General features: G+C 54.1%; 14 protein-coding genes. 6 read left to right on the plus strand and 8 right to left on the minus strand.

What is annotated here, in order from left to right; translation table 11 throughout:
- The first annotated feature begins 624 nt into the window (after positions 1 to 624).
- From ACN0XZ_RS13895 to ACN0XZ_RS13915, 5 genes are all read left to right on the plus strand, one after another.
- Positions 625 to 2,073 (plus strand): peptidoglycan DD-metalloendopeptidase family protein, encoded by a 1,449-nt coding sequence (locus ACN0XZ_RS13895; protein ID WP_417458390.1) that lies wholly within the window; start codon positions 625 to 627, stop codon positions 2,071 to 2,073.
- A 100-nt stretch (positions 2,074 to 2,173) separates the two neighbouring features.
- Positions 2,174 to 2,758: a hypothetical protein gene (locus ACN0XZ_RS13900; RefSeq protein WP_417458391.1), complete on the plus strand. Its 585-nt coding sequence runs from the start codon at positions 2,174 to 2,176 to the stop codon at positions 2,756 to 2,758.
- 288 nt (positions 2,759 to 3,046) lie between these two features.
- The gene (locus ACN0XZ_RS13905; protein WP_417458392.1) at positions 3,047 to 5,857 is read left to right on the plus strand and encodes a TonB-dependent receptor domain-containing protein; all 2,811 of its coding nucleotides are present in this window, start codon (positions 3,047 to 3,049) and stop codon (positions 5,855 to 5,857) included.
- 81 nt (positions 5,858 to 5,938) lie between these two features.
- Positions 5,939 to 7,243, plus strand: coding sequence for a 2OG-Fe(II) oxygenase (locus ACN0XZ_RS13910; protein ID WP_417458393.1), 1,305 nt, complete (start codon positions 5,939 to 5,941; stop codon positions 7,241 to 7,243).
- Positions 7,244 to 7,514: 271 nt separating this feature from the next.
- The gene (locus tag ACN0XZ_RS13915; protein ID WP_417458394.1) at positions 7,515 to 10,511 is read left to right on the plus strand and encodes a TonB-dependent receptor domain-containing protein; all 2,997 of its coding nucleotides are present in this window, start codon (positions 7,515 to 7,517) and stop codon (positions 10,509 to 10,511) included.
- A gap of 143 nt (positions 10,512 to 10,654) precedes the next feature.
- Here ACN0XZ_RS13915 and ACN0XZ_RS13920 read toward each other — a convergent pair whose 3' ends face one another.
- From ACN0XZ_RS13920 to clpB, 3 genes are all read right to left on the minus strand, one after another.
- Positions 10,655 to 12,472: a tetratricopeptide repeat protein gene (locus tag ACN0XZ_RS13920; RefSeq protein WP_417458395.1), complete on the minus strand. Its 1,818-nt coding sequence runs from the start codon at positions 12,470 to 12,472 to the stop codon at positions 10,655 to 10,657.
- A 77-nt stretch (positions 12,473 to 12,549) separates the two neighbouring features.
- A complete protein-coding gene (locus tag ACN0XZ_RS13925; RefSeq protein WP_417458396.1) occupies positions 12,550 to 13,596 on the minus strand; it encodes a response regulator in 1,047 nt (348 codons plus the stop codon).
- Positions 13,597 to 13,734: 138 nt separating this feature from the next.
- A complete protein-coding gene (gene clpB, locus ACN0XZ_RS13930) occupies positions 13,735 to 16,332 on the minus strand; it encodes an ATP-dependent chaperone ClpB (protein WP_417458397.1) in 2,598 nt (865 codons plus the stop codon).
- Between the two features lie 288 nt (positions 16,333 to 16,620).
- Here clpB and ACN0XZ_RS13935 point away from each other — a divergent pair, with 288 nt between their 5' ends.
- Positions 16,621 to 17,334 (plus strand): 2OG-Fe(II) oxygenase, encoded by a 714-nt coding sequence (locus ACN0XZ_RS13935; protein ID WP_417458398.1) that lies wholly within the window; start codon positions 16,621 to 16,623, stop codon positions 17,332 to 17,334.
- Between the two features lie 76 nt (positions 17,335 to 17,410).
- Here the strand turns inward: ACN0XZ_RS13935 and ACN0XZ_RS13940 are convergent, their stop codons facing one another.
- From ACN0XZ_RS13940 to ispG, 5 genes are all read right to left on the minus strand, one after another.
- Complete coding sequence (locus ACN0XZ_RS13940; protein ID WP_417458399.1) at positions 17,411 to 18,127, minus strand: DUF4167 domain-containing protein; 717 nt, start codon at positions 18,125 to 18,127, stop codon at positions 17,411 to 17,413.
- A gap of 193 nt (positions 18,128 to 18,320) precedes the next feature.
- The gene (gene prmC, locus ACN0XZ_RS13945; protein ID WP_417458400.1) at positions 18,321 to 19,184 is read right to left on the minus strand and encodes a peptide chain release factor N(5)-glutamine methyltransferase; all 864 of its coding nucleotides are present in this window, start codon (positions 19,182 to 19,184) and stop codon (positions 18,321 to 18,323) included.
- Positions 19,181 to 20,266, minus strand: a complete 1,086-nt coding sequence (gene prfA, locus ACN0XZ_RS13950) for a peptide chain release factor 1 (RefSeq protein ID WP_417458401.1) — start codon at positions 20,264 to 20,266, stop codon at positions 19,181 to 19,183. The genes prmC and prfA overlap by 4 nt, the downstream gene beginning before the upstream one ends.
- Positions 20,267 to 20,271: 5 nt before the next feature.
- The gene (gene hisS, locus ACN0XZ_RS13955; RefSeq protein ID WP_417458402.1) at positions 20,272 to 21,510 is read right to left on the minus strand and encodes a histidine--tRNA ligase; all 1,239 of its coding nucleotides are present in this window, start codon (positions 21,508 to 21,510) and stop codon (positions 20,272 to 20,274) included.
- A 21-nt stretch (positions 21,511 to 21,531) separates the two neighbouring features.
- Positions 21,532 to 22,641: a flavodoxin-dependent (E)-4-hydroxy-3-methylbut-2-enyl-diphosphate synthase gene (gene ispG, locus ACN0XZ_RS13960; protein WP_417458403.1), complete on the minus strand. Its 1,110-nt coding sequence runs from the start codon at positions 22,639 to 22,641 to the stop codon at positions 21,532 to 21,534.
- Between the last annotated feature and the right edge of the window lie 68 nt (positions 22,642 to 22,709).

A 22,709-nucleotide genomic window follows, 5' to 3' on the forward strand; every position in this document is an offset into this window, starting at 1 on the left:
CTGACGCTACATCTCTCGATGTAGCTGGATACATAAGAGGCCGTAAAACCTCCGGAGTATCCTTGAGATCCAAACAATGGTCACCAGACCACCGTCCACATCTCCCTTCCATATCAACTATGTCAAAGAACAAAAACCTGCCCGACCGGAAAATCCAGTCACCTGAAACATTCATCTGTCAGGCAGTTTGTCGGACCGGACGTTTCGTCAGCGTGCGACAGGGCGATCTGTATATGGTGACCAGGGCCACCGTGTCAAGGCCGTTTTTAAGGCCTTCAGATCGTGATGACGTTGCGGCATTCCTTCCGAACCTTCGAGCCAGTTTGGCTCGTGTCCGGTAGAGCAGCGCGCCCCGTCGGTGGAGCGGTTTCTAGGGGGATCGGCTCTCGAACGCAAGGGCTTTTTTGCTTCTTTTGCACTTTTTTTACAGCTTCTCGCTATAAGGCGCAGAAACATGCGCTTTTCAACAGAAGTGGCCTCTGATAGGTATCTGGAAAGCGCTTGGGGTACGACAGGCATGTTGCCCTATATATATAAAGACTGTATTTTACTTCGAACAGGTCCGGCCACGGGGAATCGCATACCACTCCCTCGCCGGACCGAGTTGAATCAGAAGGGAAAGAAATGTTTCGCTTTCACGAGATTCGTGACCGTATTTTGGCAGCTCGACTGCCCGCTGACAGCAAAGCCCGTATCGGGCAGTTAATCCGGGCGAGCGAGTCGCCGCTTGGCTTCACTCTGATTGCCGGTTTTGGATTGGCATTGCTGATGATGGGACATCTTCTTTTAAGTGGCCCTGAAACAGGTCCGGAAACCGAAGCTGCGTCGCAAAGCATCACCTCGGCGATTCCTCCGCAGCTTGATGAGCAGATAAGCGTAGAGAAAGACGCACCACCACCTGCCCCAGCCGAAAAACAATATAGCCTGAAGCGCAACGAAACATTGATCGGGCTACTACAACGCGCGGACATCCCATCGGTTACAGCACACCGTATGGTGGCAAGCCTGCGCGAGGTCACGAATCTAAGAAAGCTGCAACGCGGGCAAGAAGTACGCATCACGTCTGACACGGACGGCAATGTGCAGGAACTGCGCATGCGCGACAGCTTTGATGCGGAAGCTGTTGTGTTCGCGGCCGGAGACGGCTTCAAAGCAGAGCGTCAGGACATTGGAACTATCTCCCTTACTCACCTAGTGGAAGGCGAGATAACAGACAGCCTTTATCTATCAGCGCAGCGTGCGGGTCTACCGACCAAGGTAATCGTCGACCTGATTCGGCTAATGAGCTTCGACGTCGACTTTGAACGTGAAATTCGAACAGGCGACACTTTTCAGGTTTACTTTGAGCGGCAATATGCTCCCGATTTTGGTGACATGCAGGACGGCCAGCTTCTTCAGGTCAAACTGGGTCTGCGCAAACGTGACCTTGAGGCCAATTATTTTATCGATGCCGCGGGTGACGCTGACTATTTTGACGGTGACGGCAAAAGCACTCGCAAAGCCCTGATGAAAACACCGCTGGATGTTACCGTGGTGACGTCCAACTACGGCCGCCGCAAACACCCTGTTCTCGGGTACACGCGCATGCACAAGGGCGTGGACTTCCGGGCACGGACCGGCACCCCCATCATGGCAGCAGGTGACGGTGTTGTGGAGCGCGCCAGCCGCTATGGCTCATATGGCAATTACATTCGCATTCGCCACAATGGCACCTATAAGACGGCTTATGCACACTTGAGCAAGTACGGCAAAGGTATCAAGGCTGGTGCTCGTGTAAAACAGGGACAGGTCATCGGCTATGCCGGGGCTACCGGCCGGGTGAGCGCCGCTCACCTGCATTATGAAGTGATGATGAATGATAAACAGGTCAACCCGCTCACACTCGACCTTCCAACCGGGCGTGAACTGAAGGGCGCGGATCTCGAAACATTCGCTGCACAACGAACGCAGTTGTTGGCCGACATTCAGCAAATACAGACACAGCGCTCTTATATAATGCAAGCTGGCGCAACCGGTCCGGCAGTACCAACGCTGGACGAGGTATCCGCGCAAGTGCAGGGGACGGACCGCTAGGGGAGTGCCCGACGGTTCATCCCGCAGTCATTTTCAACCATAATACTGGCATCCTATCTGAGACACCTCAGAGGGTTTAAGATCAGGGGACATGAGACAAATGAAAACAATTATTAAAGCGCTGCTTTTGCTAGGCGCGGGCTTGGCATACACGATGCCTGCCGTATCCGCACAGGGCGAAAAAGCTGACCTCAATCAATTTAAGGCCTGTGCACAAATAGAAAATGACAGCAAGCGGCTGACTTGTTTTGACGAAGCCGCCGCAGTGTTTGATTTTGCCAAAGCGAAAGAAAACCTCAAAGAAGCGGCGACATTGAAAGCCGAAGCCGCAAAACTCCGCGAAGAAAACAAGCAGCGGCGGCTTGCAGAAGAAGCACGGATTGAAGCGGAAAAACAGCGCGAGGCGGACCTTGCCGCACTCGCGCTTGAAGAGTTCGGGCAGCGCGGCGCCACCGAGGGTGATTTTAAAGAGTTCAAGAGCACCGTTGTCGCAACCAAGAAACCGCAGTTTGGCGGCGTTTATATCAAGCTGGACAATGGGCATATCTGGCAGAATATAGACAAAACCTCTGCGGGCAGTCTTCCACCGGGCTCCGCCGTGACGATCAAGGAAACCAACTTCGGCGGCTTTTTTATGATTGTTGAAAGTTCTGGAAAATCTGTTCGGATCAAACGAGTAAACTGACACTTTCAGTCAGGTTGAGTACAGCAAAAGGCGCTCGGGTTTCCAGGCGCCTTTTCTTATGCGCAGTAAAAGTATTAAACTAAAGAATGTTAAGCATAATACTTCAAACCAAAAATATATATAAGTTCATGATTTTATAACTTTTACATGAAGTTTATTAAGCACACACAAATAAATGTTATGATTAATTCACAATTAAAACTGTAATCGCCTGTTTATTTCCCTGACTTGATCAGCATTCATTGTCCTCTCTTTTTGACTAACAACTCTCTTTGGGAGGAGAACAGAATGACCCAAAAACAGGGTAGAACAATAAAAGCTGGCCTGCTGGCAGGCACAGCGACATTTGCAACCATGATGGCAATGGCCCTCAGCACCAGTGCCTATGCTCAGGAAAGCATGGAGACAGACGGTGAACTGGAAGAAGTTGTCGTAACCGGCTCCCGCATTCCGCGGAAAGACCTCGTTGCCAACAGCCCGGTGAACGTTATCTCTGCAGAAGAAATCAGCATCGGCGCTGTTGTGGAGATTGACCGCGTGCTTGATGGCATGCCGCAAACAGCGTCCTCAAACGGTCCCACCACAAACAACCCAGGCAACGGCCAGGCAAACGTAAACCTGCGTAACCTTGGCACAGCTCGCACGCTCGTGCTGATGAACGGTCGTCGGTTTGTGGGTTCAGCCGCCAACGGCGTGGTTGACCTCAACAACATCCCGCCTGCCCTTATCAAGCAGGTTGAGGTAGTAACCGGTGGTGCCTCAGCGGTTTACGGCTCTGACGCCATGGCCGGTGTGGTGAACTTCATCCTCAAGGATGACTTCGAAGGCGTTCAGGTGAATGGCCAGTATGGTCTCAGCCAGGAAGGCGATTCGGAGCGGTACAACGTTGACTTCACCCTTGGCGGCAACTTCGCCGATGGTCGCGGTAACGTGGTAATTTATGGTAACTACCTGAAGCGTAACCAAACCCTTGCTGGTGATCGGGACTTTGCAGCTGTACAGCTCGGCGAATCAACAGATGACCAAGGCAATCCGATCTTTATCCCAGGTGGTAGCGCAGGTGTTCCACAAGGTCGCTTTACTGGTAGCGGGCTCGGTCACATCATCCTGGATGACGGTACACCCGTTCGCTATGACAGCACCAAACACGCCTATAACTTCGCGCCGGTAAACAACCTTCAGCTGCCGCTTGTACGTCACGCCATCACCGGTATCGGTAATTATCAGCTGACAGATGACATCAACCTGTTCGCTGAAATGACCTATGCGCATAACCGGATCGAAAGCCAGCTTGCACCAACACCATTTGGTGAAACAATGGATATTGACCTGCGCAACCCCTACATGCCCGAAGCAACCCGAGCTCTGTTCTCAACCATTGATACAGACGGCGACAACCTTGTCAGGCTCAATATCTCGCGCCGCATGCTGGAAGCTGGCCCTCGCCTGCAGGACGATGACAACAAACTGTTCCGCTATGTCATTGGCTTGAATGGTGAAGTTGGCAATGGCCTGAACTGGGAAGTCTTCTATAACTACGGCAAGACAAACCAGGCTCAACGCCAGGACGGTAACATCGTTGTTTCCCGCTTCATTCAGGGCATGCTGGTTAACCCAGACAACCCGAATGAATGTCTGAATCCATCAAATGGCTGCGTGGTTCTGAACCCATTTGGTGAAGGCAAAATGACCGAGGAAATGATCAATTACCTCAAAATTGCCGCAACCAACCTGACAGCCGTTACACAACAACAGGTAGGTGCCAATATTGCGGGCAACCTGTTCGAGCTGCCTGGCGGTGAAGTAGGTTTCGCAGCCGGTGTTGAATACCGCAAAGACAAGGCGGAAACCAACCCTGACACCTTCCTTGCGACGGGCGATATCGATGGCTTTAACGCAGGCGCCCCAACAAAAGGTGACTTCGATGTCAAGGAAATGTACCTGGAAACGATCGTACCACTGCTCTCAGGTGTTACTGGCGCCCAGTATCTCGGCCTTGAAGCTGGTATTCGTTTCTCCGACTACTCCACAGTTGGCGGGGTGACGAGCTACAAGATCGGTGGTGAATGGCGTCCGGTAGATGACGTTAAGTTCCGTGGTCTTTACCAGCAGGCCGTACGCGCACCAAACGTGAACGAGCTGTTCCTCGGTTTCTCAAACGGCTTCCCTGGTGCGCAGGACTTCTGTAACGACACACCAAGCCGCACAGCGGCTGAACGGGCATTCTGTCTTGAGCTTGGTGTACCCGAGTCTCTGATCGATGGCTTCAACCAAGAGAATACCCAAATCCAAGGCTTGTTCGGCGGAAACGCCGGTCTCGGTGAAGAGACATCAACAACTTGGTCGATTGGCGCTGTTTATACACCAGCTATGGTTCCGGGTCTCACACTCACCGCAGACCTCTATAGCATCACCGTGGACAATGCCATCTCATCTCTTGGTGGTGGCCTTCAGAGCATGATAGATGCCTGTGCTCAGGTGCTCGACCTTGGCAACCAATATTGTCAGGCACTTACCGCACGGCGCGAAGACGGCCAACTGGAGAACGTTCCACAATATAACGAGAACATCGCCAAGTTTACCGCCAAGGGCGTGGACTTCTCGGTTGCATATAACTTCGATGCTTTCGGTGGCAACTTTGACCTCAAGCTTCTTGGCACTCGTCTTCTGGAAGCTGAAACTCAAGCCAGCCCGATCTCTGAGGTCAACGACTGTACTGGTTTGATTGGTGTTCGTGGCATCTGTGGTCGCGCCAACCCGAAATGGGCAACAACCACACGCCTGACCTACTCGGTTGAGGACTTCTCGGCATCGCTGCGTCACCGCTATATCGGCGGCGTAACAGATGAGCGTGTAGCGTTCGGCACCCGTCGTCGTGAGGACACGCTGGTTCCAGATATTCCAGCAGTTCACTACTTCGACCTCGGCCTTCGTTATACCGTGAACGAGAACCTGTCTGTCTTCACCAACGTGGACAACCTGTTCAACAAAAAGGCGCCGATCATGGGTGCTGGTGTAGCTGGTCAGCTCAACACAGACGCAGGCACATACGACGTGGTGGGCCGCCGGTTCACCTTCGGTTTCCGCGCTACATTCTAGGTAACGCTGAAATACCAACTACTGTACGCCGGGCTCCTGCCCGGCGTATTTCATGATGCCACATTGAAGTGATTGCGCGCTATGTACACTACCCCTCAGCATCTACTCTCCCTCACCATCCGCGCAGAAGCCGGAGACCCCGCTGCCATGCTGGAACTGGCGCAGGCGCTAGACCTTCAGAACGACACAAAAGCTTGGGATTGGGCACAAAAAGCTACGTCACTGGACTACACCCCTGCTCAAACACAAGTGGCTGCGTGGCAAATCGCCGGTCGGCATACAGACAGGGAAACCGAACAGGGCTTCAAATTGATGTTGAGTGCCGCAAAAGCAGGCGACTTAGCCGCACAGCAACTTGTGTCTGTGCTTTATTCTTCTAGCTATATTGGTGAGGCTGACTGGGACGCCGCTCTCACTTGGCTTATCCGCGCCGCCAAATCAGGCTGCATTTCTGCCCTCAGGCAAATTGCCTTCCTGATGCGGCCGCTGCCTCACCTTCGTCCGCTTCGTCATACACTCTATTATGCAGCAGCATCCGCCGGAGATTCTCTCGCGGCCTATTTGCTCGGCGAAGATCTATGCACGAGCGGTGATTCAACTGAGAATGCGTTAGGCGTCGGATGGATACTTCACGCTGCTGAGAACGGTAATGCGGCAGCCAACCTGCATGCGAGCACGCTGGTGGGACGAAAGATGCGTCAGCCAGCTGCGCCACCCCAAGTTAAGCGTATTCCGTGGGGCGATATAAAGCGTCTCATTGCCCTTCCTCACACTCAAAAACTGGCTAAAGCAGAGACCTTGAGCGAAAGCCCCAACATTGCGGTAAGGCGAGGCATGCTAGGCTCCACACTATGCGACTATATGATCAGCGTTGGCGCGGGACATCTAAGCGGCGCCACCGTGCACGATGCAGCGGCGGGTGAGATTGCGGACGATAGCCGCACAAACAGTTTCGCCAACTTCCGCCTGCTTGAAAGCGATGTGGTGGTCCAGTCTATCAACACCCTCATCATGAAGGCTATGGATCACCCGGTCAGCCATGCCGACCCGCTCTCGCTGCTGCATTACAGGCCAGGCCAGAGTTACAGGCCCCACTATGATTTTTTTGATCCCGACTTCCCGGCCCACCAACAACATCTTGCATGCAGCGGCCAAAGAACGAAGACCGGTCTTGTTTATCTGAATGAAAACTATAGCGGCGGAGCAACCCGCTTCTGCAACCTTAACATCGACTTCAAAGGCGGATTGGGGGACCTTCTGTGCTTTTACAATCTGTTACCGGACGGATCACCCAACCGCAAAACTTTGCACTCTGGAGAGCCCCCAATCGTTAACGAAAAGTGGCTCTTATCCAAGTGGGCACGTGCGTCACATGTGCCACTCTGACACTAAACCTTCCGCCTCCAACTAAACTAATCGCCAATCACTAAAAGTATGGTTTTGCACCATAAATAGGCAATATATCGCCTAAATAATCTATCGTTTATATCTGTGGCTCAAATAACACACCATTCGTTTAATGCATAAGCAAAACCATGCCGAACGTTAAACTTTTGTGTCGCCCCGGGACAGAATCTGGCTAGACCTTATGTGCGGTTAAAATTTTCCGCGAATTCCGAGTGCTTGGAAAGTAATAAAAGAGAAGAGGAAACGCAGAGTGTCTAAGGAACTCAAGAAAATGCGTCGTACTGCCCTTCTGGGTAGCGCCGCAACCCTCCTCGCCAGCTTCGCGCTGGGTGCAGGTGTAACAGGTGCTTCCGCTCAAGAGGCGGACACCATGGAAGACTTCGACCTTGAAGAGGTTGTGGTTACCGGTTCACGTATTATCCGCCGTGATGTGGAAAGCGTGAGCCCGCTGTCAGTAACGTCAGCACAAGATATCAAGCTCAGCGGCTTCACCCGCATCGAGGACCTGATGAACAGCCTGCCACAAATCGAGGCTGGCCAAACTTCGTTCATCGCTAACGGTGCTTCCGGTACTGCTAACCTTGACCTTCGCGGCATGGGCGCAACCCGTACTCTCGTACTGGTAAACGGTCGTCGTCTGCAGCCAGGTGGTATCTACTCACAATCACCTGACATCAACCAGATCCCGCCTGCTCTTGTTAAGCGCGCTGAAGTGATGACCGGTGGTGGTGCTTCCACATATGGTGCTGACGCTGTTGCTGGTGTTGTTAACTTCGTGATGGACAATGACTTTGAAGGTCTTGAAATCACTGCAGGTATCTCTGGTTACCAGCACAATAACGACAACGAATACATGCAAGGCCTGATGGATGCTCGCGGCTTTGACTACCCAACAGGTAGCAGCGGCATCGGCGGTAAGACATACAATGTCGACATCGCGTTCGGTTCAGACTTCGCTGACGACAAAGGTCACGTAACTGTTTACGCTACATGGCGTAAAAACGAAGAGATGCGCCAAGGTGAGCGTGACTACTCTTCATGTGCCCTCAACAACGCAGGTACATCATGCGGTGGTTCGGCTAACGCTGTTATCCCGAACTTCGACATGTATCCAATCGACCCTGCGACCGGCAACACCATCTACAGCTACCACACTTCTGGTGGCGAGCTGGTTCTTAGCGACAACGGTTACGTTCAGGCGCTTGATGACGATGGCAACCCATACGAACTGCCATGGGCGAATGCTGATGCGATCAACAACTCGATCGGCGACGTATACGGCGGCGGCGCAAACAAATTCTGGTCTCTTGACCCGAATGGCGGCTTCACTGGCGCAAGCGGCAACCTCTACAACTACGCACCTGTAAACCACTTCATGCGCCCTGATGAGCGCTGGACTGGTGGCGCGTTCGTTAACTACGAAATCAACGAACACGTTCGTCCTTACATGGAAATCTCCTTCATGCGTGACCGCACCGAAGCTCAGATCGCTGAGTCCGGTACTTTCTTCGCTGAAGAATACACGATTTCTTGTGGTGCTGACTTCCTTACAGCCCAGCAAATTGCACAAGCTTGTACAGACTGGGGTCTTGGCCCAGATGACAGCTTCGCTGCATATGTTGGTAAGCGTAACGTAGAAGGTGGTCCACGTATCGATAAGCTGGAGCACAACTCCTTCCGCATCGTATTTGGTACTGAAGGCGCTATCACTGACAACTGGCACTATGATGCATCGGTACAGTATGGCTCAACGTCATCTTCAACCGCATACATCAACGACTTCTTCTCAACGGCTCTGCGCCCTGCAGTTGAAGGCGGCTCATACCCAGTATTTGGCTATCAGGCAATTACGCCTGAAATCGCTGCTGGCATGACTGGCGTTGGTGTCATGAACGGTATCACCAAACAGTATATCGCTAACGCATACGTAACTGGTGACCTTGGCTTCTCAATGCCAACGGCTGAATCACCTGTTGCTGTGGTTCTCGGTACTGAATACCGTAAAGAAGTATTTGCTCGTGATGCTGACGAAGTATTCGCGCAAGGCCTTCTCCTCGGTCAAGGTGGTACAACAGAATCCATCAAAGGTTCATACGCAGTGAAAGAACTCTTTGCTGAGGCAAGCATTCCACTTGTGGAAGACGCTTCCTTCGCAAAAGACCTGACACTCGAGCTTGGTGGTCGTCTGTCTGACTACAACACATCCGGCACCAACGAGACCTACAAAGTAGGCCTGAACTGGACCGTGATGGACGAAGTGAAGCTCCGTGCTTCCTACAACCGTGCAGTACGTGCTCCTAACGTAGCTGAGCTCTTCGCTCCACAGTCAACCGGTCTCTGGAACGGTACTGACCCATGTGGTGGTGACAACCCATCGCTGACACAAGCACAGTGTGCGAACACTGGCCTGTCTGCTGGCGCTTACGGTTCACCTAGCTTGATCTCACCTGCGTCACAGTACAATGGTCTGTTTGGTGGTAACCCAGATCTCGATCCTGAGATTGCTGACACATGGTCATTCGGTATCGTTGCGAACCCACTTGAGGGCTTCCGCTTCAGCGTTGACTACTGGGATATCCAGCTTGACCAGGTTATCGGTACTGTACCTGCTGAACTGACTGTTGAGCAGTGTGGTCTGACAGGTCTTGACGTATTCTGTGACAACGTAAACCGTGCGCCTAACGGCTCACTGTGGCTCGGTCAGGGTAACTACGTACAAGCTACCAACATCAACCTTGCTAGCCGTCACTTCCGTGGTATCGACGTAACCGCCGACTACGAGATGGAGCTGTTCACTGGTACGCTGACAACCAAGCTGACCGGTACATACATGCTGAAGAAAGAGTTTACTCCTCTTCCAGGTGTTGACAGCGCGACGTATGACTGCGTAGGCGTGACAAGCACTGACTGTTTCGCACAGCCAGAATGGCGTCACACTCTGCGGACGACCTATACGTCTGACAGCTTCTGGTCTGCGTCTGTTCACTGGCGTTACTTCGGTAAAGTTGGTTACGACGGCACAGTTGACGCGCTCGCTGCTGATGGCATCAGCGCTGTTAGCTACTTCGACCTGAAAGGTACATTCGAGATCAACGAAAACGTTGGCCTGCTCGTTGGTGTGAACAACATCTTCGACAAAGAGCCACCACTCGTTGGCGGTACGCTTTCAACCAACGCTAACACCGTTGCTGGTTTCTACGACACACTTGGTCGTTACCTGCACGCTAGCGTGACAGTATCCTTCTAATTCCGCTTAGGAATTAGAGTGAATGCCGGAAGCGGCGGGGAAACCCGCCGCTTCTTTTTTATTTCAGTCAAGAAAATGACGCACACATGGCTAAGCCGCCGCCAGAACATCCGGCGCATGAAAGCCTGTGGGTAGGGAAGACGCTAAACCTCGCGCGCAGGTACCACGTCAAAGGCGACGGTCATGCGGGGGTGAGAGGATGAAAACGGCACCGTCCCGTGCCACATATAGGACGGAAAAAGTGCCAGCTTGCCAACCTCAGGCCTGATCGTGCGTTTGGCAGTTAGATCGAGCCCGAGCTCTGCCACCGGCTCCCCAAACTGGATATGGCCCGCTGTTGTTGCGCTGTCCACCTCAGGCGGCAGGCTGATATAAAGCGCTGAACTGAGCCACCCCTCCGGATGGAAATGGTTGGTATGATATCCTTGGCTCTTGAGCTTGACGGACCAAGCCCCCTTAAACGCCACACGCTCAGACTTTCTACCCCAGAAAGGATGATCAGGTATATCAGGGTACCCCTGCACCGTACGCTCAATCGCCTCCCGGATCGCTTGTTCAAGCTGCCTGAGAACCGGGTTTTTCATGCGGAACAAGAAGCCGTTCGTCTGCGTGCCGCCCCGCAAGGTCTGATCAATGGGATGCGCTTGCGTGCGGTGAAGAAGGTCAAGCTCATGCGCAACCTCTGCAAAAAACTCTTCAGAACTACTGTATCCTTGGGGTGATTGCACCTCAACCGTGCGGACCATATTCTCAAAATCAAAGATCCAGTCTGCACGGTCATCACCCATCAATTGCCATGCCGTGCCCCTGTAAGCCCAAGCCTGCTGGTCATGGAAGTTTCTGGCGATAGCTTCCGCGCATAAGGCTTCCGCACGCTCGGGATCACCTGACTTCAGAAGATGTTCAGCAAAACTGATCTTCGGCGGAATACCAACGGGGTCTTCCTCAAGAAGGCGTTCATATATCTTGGTCGCATCCACCGCATCTCCGGTAACCGAGGTTGCTGCCGCTTCCGCGAGCGTAAGCCTCGGAGCACGCACACCCACCCGGTAAGCCTCACTGAGACCTTTCAGAATATCCTCATGCCGCCCCTGATGCGCGAGCAAGTCAAAATAACTGCCCCAAAGGCCCATATTGTTTGGCTGTGTGGGAATGGTAGCTTTCAGCGCCTTCAGGTGGTCCTCCTCGGGCTTCACCTGCCACAGAAACTTGGCGTGCGCCGTATGCAGCACCGCGTCACCAGGGAAACGAGCCAATCCGCGCCCATATGTTTCAAGCGCCCTGTCTGGCGCCTGATCTTCGTAATACACTTCCGCGAGATTGAGGAACAGCTCCGGCGTTGCCACACCAAACTGGAGCGCTTTTTCATATGCCGCAGCAGATTCGGAAAATGCCGCCTGTGCCCGCAATAGATTAGCCAGCACATAGTGATGGTTGCCAACCTTCGGCTCTCGCGCAACCAAAGCTTCAATCAGCGCCCGCGCACCCTCTTCATCCCCCGCCTTTTGCTTGATAGACGCTGCGGCCTCAACGCTACGGGCCTTCCCTGGCGTGAGGCTCATCAGTTTATCGGACGCTTTCAACGCGTCATCAAACTGCCCTGCTTTCGCGAGCGTCAACGCCAGATTATACCAGCCATTTACAAACCCTGGCTCAATCTCCACTGCTTGCCTGTAGTGTTTGATCGCCTCCGATATTTTGCTCCTGCCCACCAACAGGTTCGCGAAATTCGCGTGCACAGCAGCCTGCCTCGGCGCAGCCTTGAGGCTGGCCTTAAAGTATTGCTCGGCCGCGTCAATCGACCCCTTCTGTTTCGCTGCCATAGCAAGGAGATGCAGCACGTCCGGATGGTTTGGATGTCGCATATTCAGAGGGACAAGCACACTTTCCGCCGCCACAACATTGCCCTGTTGTAGCTGGGCCATCGCCTGCTGCAATGATGATGAAATAGATGCGTTCACGCCCAAACCACTCCCCTTTTCACAGCCATGAGTTTTAGCCCAGAAGCAAGAATGGGTCCAGCATCACGCGAGGCTCGTTAGGGTGTGCCACCTTCTTCATAAAAGCGATCTTTCTGGCGGGCATGCACATAGTCACCCGCGTCATCAATTGCCTTCCGAAGCGCAAAATCCCCCAAGGGTTTTACCAGGAGGTGCACAAGCCCATTTTCGGTTTTGATGGTGGTATCTTCCGCCCCTTCGCGAGGGCTAAGCATCAAAACGCACGCGGGTGCCTCTTCCTGGTCTTGCGTAACCTGAATGAGATCAAGACCAACACCGCCTTCTATGCGTTCATCCACAATCAACACGTCCACCCTATCCTTCTTGAGGATCTCGAGCGCTTGGCCAAATGTTTCCACCTGATGAAAATTATAGAGCTTACCCAGCTTACTGGCCTGCCCCGCAAATTCTGCAGGATTTGCTACAGCCAATACTTTTGCCAACGATGCCTTGCGCGCCGCATAGGCCGCGTCACCCCCCATAGCTGTCGTGCTGCGGGGGACCGAGACACCGTCCACACTCATGCTGGCGCCCATGGCGTCAAGCACTGCCCAGCTTTGGCGGCTCAGCTGGTCAAACTGCACCCCTTTGCCGAGCGAAAGATAGTCCTGTGCAATGATACGCTCCACAAGGTCAGACCCTGTCGCCAGCGCATCCATCGCGTCATGCTCTACAAAAGTCGCAGACATGCCCACAAGCACGACCCGGTCACCGATCGCATCGCGTGCGGGCAGCAAAAGCCACTCAATGTCCTTATGTCTGTGACCGAACGAGAAACGAGAGAAACGGTCCAGCCCCACCTGTTGATCAAAACAGATGTTTGCGCTTTCAAGCTGCAGGGCTTTAAACTTTTCCGGGTAGCAGAAGGTCATGGATTGGCCGAGAATGTCGGCACCAAGTGCCGCCATCACCTCATCGCCACAAAAATCATAGAAGATATCGCCAGCCTCGCGCACGATAATCACACCGGCTTTACGGAAGTTCAAATCAGCTTCGTCGAAAAATTCTCTGAGCTCCGGCAGCTTGCCTTCAGCGGCGCGTTGCCGCCAAAACTTGAACAGTCGCTTACAGAGCTTATGACGCATATCGAACCTTCAGCACACGAGGGGTCGGTCCAATATGCGCCCCGGTCAGGTTTTGTGTCAATTCTTGATAGAGCATTAAAACCATACAGAGAAAAGGCCGCCAATGGCGGCCTTTTGAGTGAGCTTTATGTCTGTGCTCTAGGCGGCAACTGAAGCGTTTGCCCGCGCTTCAAAACTTAGCTGACCGTCCATTACGGAAACCGAAACTGTATCACCGGGCTTCACATCACCACGCAGTATTTTTTCAGCCAGCGGGTCCTGCACATTTTTCTGCACAGCGCGCTTCAGCGGCCGCGCCCCATACACGGGGTCATAGCCTGCATCCGCGAGCCAGTTGCGTGCGTCATCATCCAGCTCCAGCGCGATCTTACGGTCCGTAAGCAGCTTGCGAAGCCGCCCAAGCTGGATATCCACAATGCCTGCCATATGCGCCCGCGCCAAACGGTGGAAGAGGATTATCTCATCCAACCGGTTGATGAACTCCGGCCGGAACGAACTTTTCACCACGTCCATCACACCATCACGCACCTTCTCGACCGGATCATCTTCACCGAGCTCGGCAATCAGGTGCGAGCCAAGATTGGAGGTCAGGATGATCATGGTGTTGGTGAAATCTACTGTGCGTCCTTGGCCATCAGTCAGCCGACCATCGTCAAGCACCTGCAACAGCACGTTGAAGACATCTGGGTGTGCCTTCTCGATCTCGTCAAACAAGACCACTTGATAAGGCCGCCTGCGAACCGCTTCGGTCAGCACACCACCTTCCTCATAACCCACATAACCGGGAGGAGCGCCAATAAGCCGCGCCACCGAATGTTTCTCCATGAACTCTGACATATCGATACGCACAAGCGCGGTGTCATCATTAAAGAGAAACGCAGCCAGCGCTTTGGTCAGCTCTGTTTTGCCCACACCGGTTGGCCCGAGGAAAAGGAAACTGCCAAGTGGCCGGTTCGGGTCCTGGAGGCCCGCACGAGCACGCCGCACGGACGAAGATACAGCCTCAAGCGCTTCCGCCTGGCCGATGACCCGCTTGCCGAGCTCCTCTTCCATACGCAGAAGTTTCTCGCGCTCACCTTCCAGCATCTTTTCAACCGGCACACCGGTCCAGCGCGCCACCACACCCGCGATATCTTGATCCGTTACCTCTTCCCGCAGCAGGTTGCTTTCGCTTGCGTTCGCGGCGCTTTCGATGCGGCGTTCAAGTCCTGGGATTGTGCTGTGCTGCAGTTGGCCCGCGCGCTCATAATCGCCGCGACGCTGAGCCTGCTCCAACTCTACACGTGCCTGATCAAGATGTTCCTTAAGCTGCTTCTCACCCGCAATCTTGTCCTTCTCCGCCTGCCAGCGCGCGGTAAGTTCCGCGGAACGCTCTTCTAGCGCGGCAAGCTCCTTCGCAAGCTCTTTGAGGCGTGCTTTGGCACCATCATCCTTTTCTTTTTTCATCGCTTCCCGTTCGATCTTGAGCTGGATGATCTTGCGGTCCAGTTCGTCAATCTCTTCGGGTTTGGATTCGGTTTCCATGCGCAGGCGAGACGCCGCCTCGTCCATCAAATCGATGGCTTTGTCGGGCAGGAAACGGTCTGTGATATAACGATTGGACAGCGTTGCGGCAGCAACAAGCGCGCCGTCAGTGATCCGCACGCCGTGGTGAAGCTCATATTTTTCCTTGAGCCCGCGCAGGATGGAAATCGTGTCTTCCACCGTAGGTTCAAGCACCATTACAGGCTGGAACCGGCGCTCAAGCGCGGCATCCTTCTCCACATATTTTTTATATTCATTCAGGGTCGTTGCGCCAATGCAGTGCAACTCACCACGTGCAAGCGCTGGTTTCAACAAGTTGGAAGCATCCATGGCACCATCGGTTTTACCGGCACCCACAAGCGTGTGCATCTCGTCAATGAACAAGATAATGTCGCCTTCACCGGCGGAAACCTCCTGCAGCACACCTTTGAGCCGTTCTTCAAACTCACCACGGTATTTGGCGCCTGCAATCAACGCGCCCATATCGAGCGCCATGATGCGCTTGTTTTTAAGGCTGTCAGGCACGTCACCATTGGCGATCCTGAGGGCAAGACCCTCCGCAATCGCCGTTTTACCAACACCAGGTTCACCAATGAGGACGGGGTTGTTTTTGGTGCGCCGCGCCAGCACCTGCACTGTACGGCGTATTTCTTCGTCTCGCCCAATCACGGGGTCAAGCTTGCCCGCGCGGGCGCGTTCAGTCAGGTCTTGCGCAAAACGCTTGAGCGCATCATAGGCATCCTCAGCCGAAGCGGTGTCGGCTGTGCGGCCTTTCCGGATATCATTGATGGCTTTATTGAGCCCTTCAGGCGTTACACCCGCCTGCATCAAGACCTTCCCGCCCTCACATTTGGGCGTCAGCAAGAAAGCAAGCAACAGCCGTTCAGCAGTGACATACTTGTCGCTTGCTTTATTGGCTACCTCTTCAGCTTTGGCAAAAAGTTGTGCGGTAAGAGGGTCCAGATGCAGTTGCCCGGCGCCAGCACCTTCCACCTTGGGGAGTTTGCCAAGCAGCCCTTCAACGCCTTCTTTGGCTTGGGTCGGACGACCACCGGCGGCGCGAATAAGGTTCGCGGCCAGGCCTTCAGGATCGTCCAGAAGGACCTTGAGAATATGTTCTGGTGTAAAACGCTGATGCCCTTCACGGAGCGCGAGGCCCTGGGCACTTTGGATGAAACCGCGGGTACGGTCGGTATAGTTTTCAATATTCATGTGTCTTCAACCCCATGATTAGTATCGCCCTTCTTTGAAGCAGCGACTGTTACACTGATTACAAGCCCGTGCCTCTCATGAGCGCACCGGACATTATACATGTGGGGATGATATCAAATTCAGGCAAGATGCAGAGTTATAAAAAGCCTTCCACTGATAGCCACCACCTGCACCTCTGGTCTCATTTCCATTGAACCCCACCATGGTCACCGAGATAGGAAGGATTATTCAAGACTACAAAACCTTGGTGTTTATGGCGATCTGCCTCGCGTTCTCATCGGAGCCTGTATGAAAGAAATTCACCTCAATAGCAGCCTGGACGCCTCCGCGTTCGCACAAACCTACAAGCAAAAGAACCGACTGCAGATACCCAACATTTTCAACGATGACGTGGCGCGAGATATATTTACGTGCCTTACTCAGGAAGTGCCGTGGGGTTATGCCTATCATGACCATGAGGGCAAGTTTATACCCGCGCGCCAGTTCGCGGAGATGGGCATGGCGGAACGCCAGACCATGATGGCCAAGATTTTTGGCGAAGCCCAGAGGGGCTTTCAGTATTCTTATCTCTGTTATCCCATGCTTGATGCCTATATGCAGCAATGGAACCCGGACCTGCTTCTCGACCGGGTGCTCGAGTTTCTCAATAGCGAAGAGATGCTTACATTCATGCGCGAGGTAACGGGCATTTCTACCCTCCTGAAAGCGGATGCCCAGGCCACCTGTTATGGCCCCAACAATTTTCTCAACCTGCACACGGATTCTAACATGGGGGAAGCCTGGCGAGTAGCTTATGTGTTGAACTTCACCCCCAATTGGGCGCCGGATTGGGGCGGGTATTTGCAGTTTTTCGCGGATAATAACGATATCGAGGATGCCTTCATCCCACGTTTCAATGCCCTTAATCTGTTTACCATCCCACAGCGCCACGCCGTAAGCTATGTGCCAAGCTTTGTGTCTGCTTACCGTTATTCAATCACCGGCTGGTTTCGCGACAAATAAAAGATACTCGCGATTGCCAGCCACAAAAAAGGCCGCCCACGGGCAGCCTTTTCTTTAAACCTGATATCACCCAGCTTTACGCTGCAGCGTTATCTTCGGGCGCTTTAGGTGCATCAGCACTTTCCCCGCCCTCAGCTTCAGCCGCCTTGCGGGGTGCGCGTTTACGCTGTACCGGCGCGCGGCGGCGCTTGGGTTTTTCTTCTGCGTCCCCTGTTGCGTCCCCTGTAGCGGGCGCTGCGAGAGACCCATCAAGGTCAAGTTCCGGATGCACTTCAACCGGCTGTTCCTGCTGTGAAGGGTCCGCCGGGCGACCTGCGTCCCCTGCGGCACCATTCTCATGCTGGCCTTCACCGCGTGGCCTACGACCGCCACGACCACGGCGCTGCTGACGACCTTCCCCGTCGTCACCGCGCTCGCCTCTATCGTTGCGGTTACCCCGGTTGTTACCCCGACCGCCCTCGCGGTTGCCGCCACTTGTGTCACGGTTGCCAATATCATCGCCATCCGTTTCACCGGTCTCGTCAGTGGTATCAACATGCGCACCGGGCCCACGCATATCATTCAGAACCCGCTGATAGTGATCTGCGAACTGATAATAATATTCTGCCATCACACGGTCGCCCGACTGACGAGCCTCTCGTGCCTGGTTTTTGTATTTTTCCAAAAGCTGCTTTGGATTACCGCGAACCTTAGGTTCTGAACGTGTATTCCCCGGGCCGCTCGACTTCCCCCCGCCCTTACGAGACGGAGAGCGACCGCGCTGTTTGTTGCGCGCGTTTTGTGCTTGTTTCATTCGAAATCAATACCAACAGTGATCAGAAATCATGAATTAAAGACAGGCTGGGCCTGTCGCTTTTCCGACATCGACATTCGACCTTTTTCGGAATTAGTCCCGGAAAACCGGCCATCGCCGTACATCTATCGCCAAGGACTGAAATCACCCTAGCGGCCTTTTTGGCCTATTCCAAGGATAAATCGGGCCGATATTAACTTTTTTTGCCGATTATCACGCGGTTTATGCCCGCGAGGTCCTTGCGGGCTGTTACATCTTCGAAGCCCGCCGCCACAAAAAGCCGGGAAACGTCCTCTGACTGGGCAATACCGATCTCAACCGCCAGATACCCGCCTGGTTCCATAAAGCCCTGTGCTGATTCTGTGATCAGGCGATAGGCGGTAAGGCCGTCATCGCCACCATCAAGCGCCGACATGGGCTCATAATCCCGCACATCCTGCATGAGCCCCTCGATATCCGCCGCCGGTATATAGGGTGGGTTTGAGGTGATAAGATCGAACTGGCCAGTCGGCACATGCTCGAACCAGTTGCTTTCAATAACCTGCGCACGGCCTGACAAGCCAAGCTTCTGGGCATTGTTTTGCGCGAGTGTAACCGCACCAGCATTCACGTCCACGCCCACACCGGAGGCATCAGCCCGTTCATGGAGCAGGCTCAGCAGGATACAGCCGGTGCCTGTTCCCAAGTCCAGAATTCTGGGGCTGCTTTTTTCCTTAAGCGCCGTGAGAGAAACCTCAACCAGCGTTTCCGTATCCGCCCGCGGGATAAGCGTCTCGGAGCTCACATCAAACTCAAGGCTCCAGAACTCCTGAACACCAAGAATATACGCCACAGGTTCGCCGCACATACGCCGCATATACGCCTCAGAAAGCGCCACACTTTCGCGGTATGGGAGTATAAATTCCCGCTCCGCGTACACACGCATGCGCGGCCATCCGAGAGTATGCGAGAGCAAAAGCTCCGCATCAATCAAGGCGCAATCACCGCTGATATCTTTCAGTCCTGCCTCCATAAAACGCAGGCAGGCGTATGCCGTCGTGGGCAGTTCAACCGTCAAAAGCCAGCTTCCATGGCGGAAAGTTTTGCGGCCTGATCTTCCGAGATCAGCGCATCAATCACCTCAACAAGGCCATCACCAGCCAGAATCTGGTCGAGTTTATGGAGAGTTAGCCCAATGCGGTGATCTGTCACCCGCCCTTGCGGGAAGTTATAGGTGCGGATGCGCTCAGACCTGTCGCCCGAACCTACCTGTGCTTTTCGGTCCGAGGCACGTTCATTCGCAGCCTTCTCACGCTCAAGGTCATAAAGCCGGGCCCGCAGGATCTTCATCGCCTTGTCCCGGTTCTTGTGCTGGGACTTTTCAGACTGCACAACCATGATACCCGTAGGCAGATGGGTAATACGAACCGCGGAATCCGTGGTGTTCACGTGCTGGCCGCCCGAACCGGACGACCGCATGGTATCGATGCGGATATCTTCAGCGCGGATCTCGATATCCACCTCTTCCGCTTCCGGCAGCACCGCAACCGTCGCAGCACTTGTATGGATACGTCCGCCAGATTCGGTTGCAGGCACACGCTGCACCCGGTGTACGCCAGATTCGAACTTCAGTTTCGCGAACACGCCTTTACCCGCGATATTGGCCATCACTTCCTTGAAGCCGCCAACCTCCGCCGGTGACGCGGAAATCATCTCGATCTTCCAGCCCTGACTGTCAGCATAGCGCTCGTACATGCGGTACAGGTCGCCCGCAAACAGTGCCGCCTCATCGCCGCCGGTGCCTGCCCTGATCTCAAGGATAGCGGAGCGTTCATCCGCCGCGTCCTTGGGCAGAAGCTGGATTGAGAGAGCGTGTTCCATCTCGGGCAGACGTTCCTTGAGCTCATAAAGCTCTTCCTGCGCCAGCTCTCGCATTTCCGCGTCATCGCCGCTCGCTGCCATTTCCTTAAGGTCAGCCATTTCGTCACGGGCAGCTTTAACAGCATTCACTGCTTCAATCACAGGCCCCAAGTCCGCATACTCGCGGCTCAGCTTCACAAACTCTTCGTTCGAAAACTGATCGGGTGTGCCGAGGGCGTGACCCAGATAATCATACCGGTCAAGGAGTTGCTCAAGGCGCTCTTCAGAAATTTGTGCCATACTCTTTACCCCGCAACTGCGCGAGCGATGTCAGCAAACGCAACTTCAGACTGCTCGCCGCTTTCAAGGTTTTTCACCATAACAACGCCAGCTTCCAACTCGTTATCGCCCACGATAACAGCGAAACGTGCGCCCGCCTTGCTCGCGCGCGTCAGGCGCTTCTTGAGGTTGCCGCTGCGGTCCGCCATTACTGTTGCGCCAGCTTTGCGCATATCTTCTGCCAGCGTATAGGCCTTCAGCGTCGCCGCATCGCCCATCGGCATGATGAAAACCGGCTGTTTTTCCTCAAGCTCGATGTTTGAGAGCATGGCAAGGCGCTCAATACCACCGGCCCAACCCACACCCGCAACTTTGGGGCCGCCCAGTTTTTCGATCAAACCGTCATAACGCCCACCCGCAAGCACAGTGCCCTGGGCGCCTAACTCGGTGGTGACAAACTCAAAAGCAGTGTGGGTGTAATAGTCAAGCCCGCGAACCAGCCGCTCATCATGCTTATAGGGAACACCAACCGCTTCCAACCCGGCTTTGACAGCTTCAAAAAACGCGCGGGATGGTTCATTCAAGTGGTCAGACAAGAGAGGCGCATCTGCCACAATCACCTTATCGCCCTCATCCTTGCTATCGAGAATACGTAGCGGGTTGGTCTCAAGACGGCGAACGCTGTCTTCTGATAGCTTGCTTTTGTGCTGCTCAAGGTAGGCCACAAGCGCATCCCGATATGCCACACGGCTTTCCGCGTCTCCCAGCGTATTCAGGTGCAGGATCACCTTGTCCCCTTGCCCCAGCTCACACAGAAGCCGCCACGCCATGGCAATCATATCTACATCAAACTCAGGCGTATCCGGGCCCAGAAGCTCGGCGTTGATCTGGTGGAACTGGCGGTAACGACCCTTCTGTGGCCGTTCATACCGAAACGCGGGGCCGTGGCTCATCAACCTGCAGGGCAGGTTCTGCTGCATGCCGTTTGAGATAAACGCCCGGCAAACACCTGCCGTAAACTCAGGCCGAAGCGTTACCTCTTCACCGCCACGATCTTCAAATGTGTACATTTCTTTCGAGACCACATCCGAGGCCTCGCCAAGCGGGCGCTTGAACACTTCAGTAAACTCAAAAATGGGGGTGGAAAGGTCTTCAAAACCATAAGACCCCGCAACACGGCGGAAGGTTTCAACCACCACGCTCATCCGGCGAGCTTCATCCCCATAGATATCGCGCGTGCCCCGCGCTGGTTGCAGTTTGGACACGGGAAATTCCTTTTATTTTAGCTAATGAGACGCGGCTGCGGCGTCAATTTCCGCGGCTTTTTCTTCAACCAGCGTCACAATATGATCAACGAGTTTATCGTCGGTAATTTTATGGTCGGTCACACCGGAGAGATACACCATGTGATTACCTTGGCCACCACCAGTGAGGCCAATATCTGTCTCCCGCGCTTCGCCGGGACCGTTGACCACACAACCGATGATCGAGAGGCTCAAGGGCGTATGAATATGCGCCAAACGTTCTTCAAGCACCTCAACGGTTTTGATCACGGGGAAGGCTTGCCGCGCACAAGACGGGCATGAAACGATACGCACGCCCCGGTGACGAAGGCCGAGTGATTTGAGAATTTCAAATCCGGCTTTCACTTCTTCAACCGGGTCAGCAGAGAGGGAAACCCGCACCGTATCCCCAATGCCAGCCCAGAGGAGCGAGCCGATACCGATGGATGATTTTACCGTTCCACCCCGCAAGGCACCAGCTTCGGTAATACCGAGATGAAGCGGATAATCACACGCATCCGCAAGGCCGTGATAGGCCGCGACCGCGAGGAAAAGGTCAGACGCCTTCACGCTGATCTTGAAATTGGTGAAGTCATTGTCTTCAAGAATACGGGCGTGCTCAAGTGCGCTTTCAACCAGCGCTTCGGGGCACGGCTCACCATATTTCTCAAGAAGATGCTTCTCAAGTGACCCGGCATTCACACCAATGCGCATAGAACAGCCATTTGCTTTTGCGGCCCGCACCACTTCACGCACGCGCTCAGCCGAGCCGATATTGCCCGGGTTAATGCGCAAGCAAGCGGCGCCAGCGTCCGCAGCCTCAAGCGCGCGTTTATAGTGGAAGTGAATGTCAGCGATGATTGGCACACCTGCTTCACGGCAGATCTCAGGCATCGCCGCCGTTGAAGCTTCGTCAGGGCAAGAAACACGCACGATATCCGCACCCGCGTCTTTCGCGGCGTGAATTTGAGCGATAGTGGCCTTAGCATCAGACGTGAGAGTATTGGTCATGGTCTGCACAGAAATTGGTGCATCGCCACCCACAGGCACATTGCCCACCATTATCTGGCGGGACTTACGTCTGATCACATCTCTCCAGGGGCGGATACTCATCGCGCGCTCACACCTTCAATACCACGGTCATTTCGTGGCGTTATACATGATGAAGCGCCTCACCAAAA

The organism is Kordiimonas sp. (assembly GCF_048264555.1).
Classification (GTDB): Bacteria; Pseudomonadota; Alphaproteobacteria; order Sphingomonadales; family Kordiimonadaceae; genus Kordiimonas.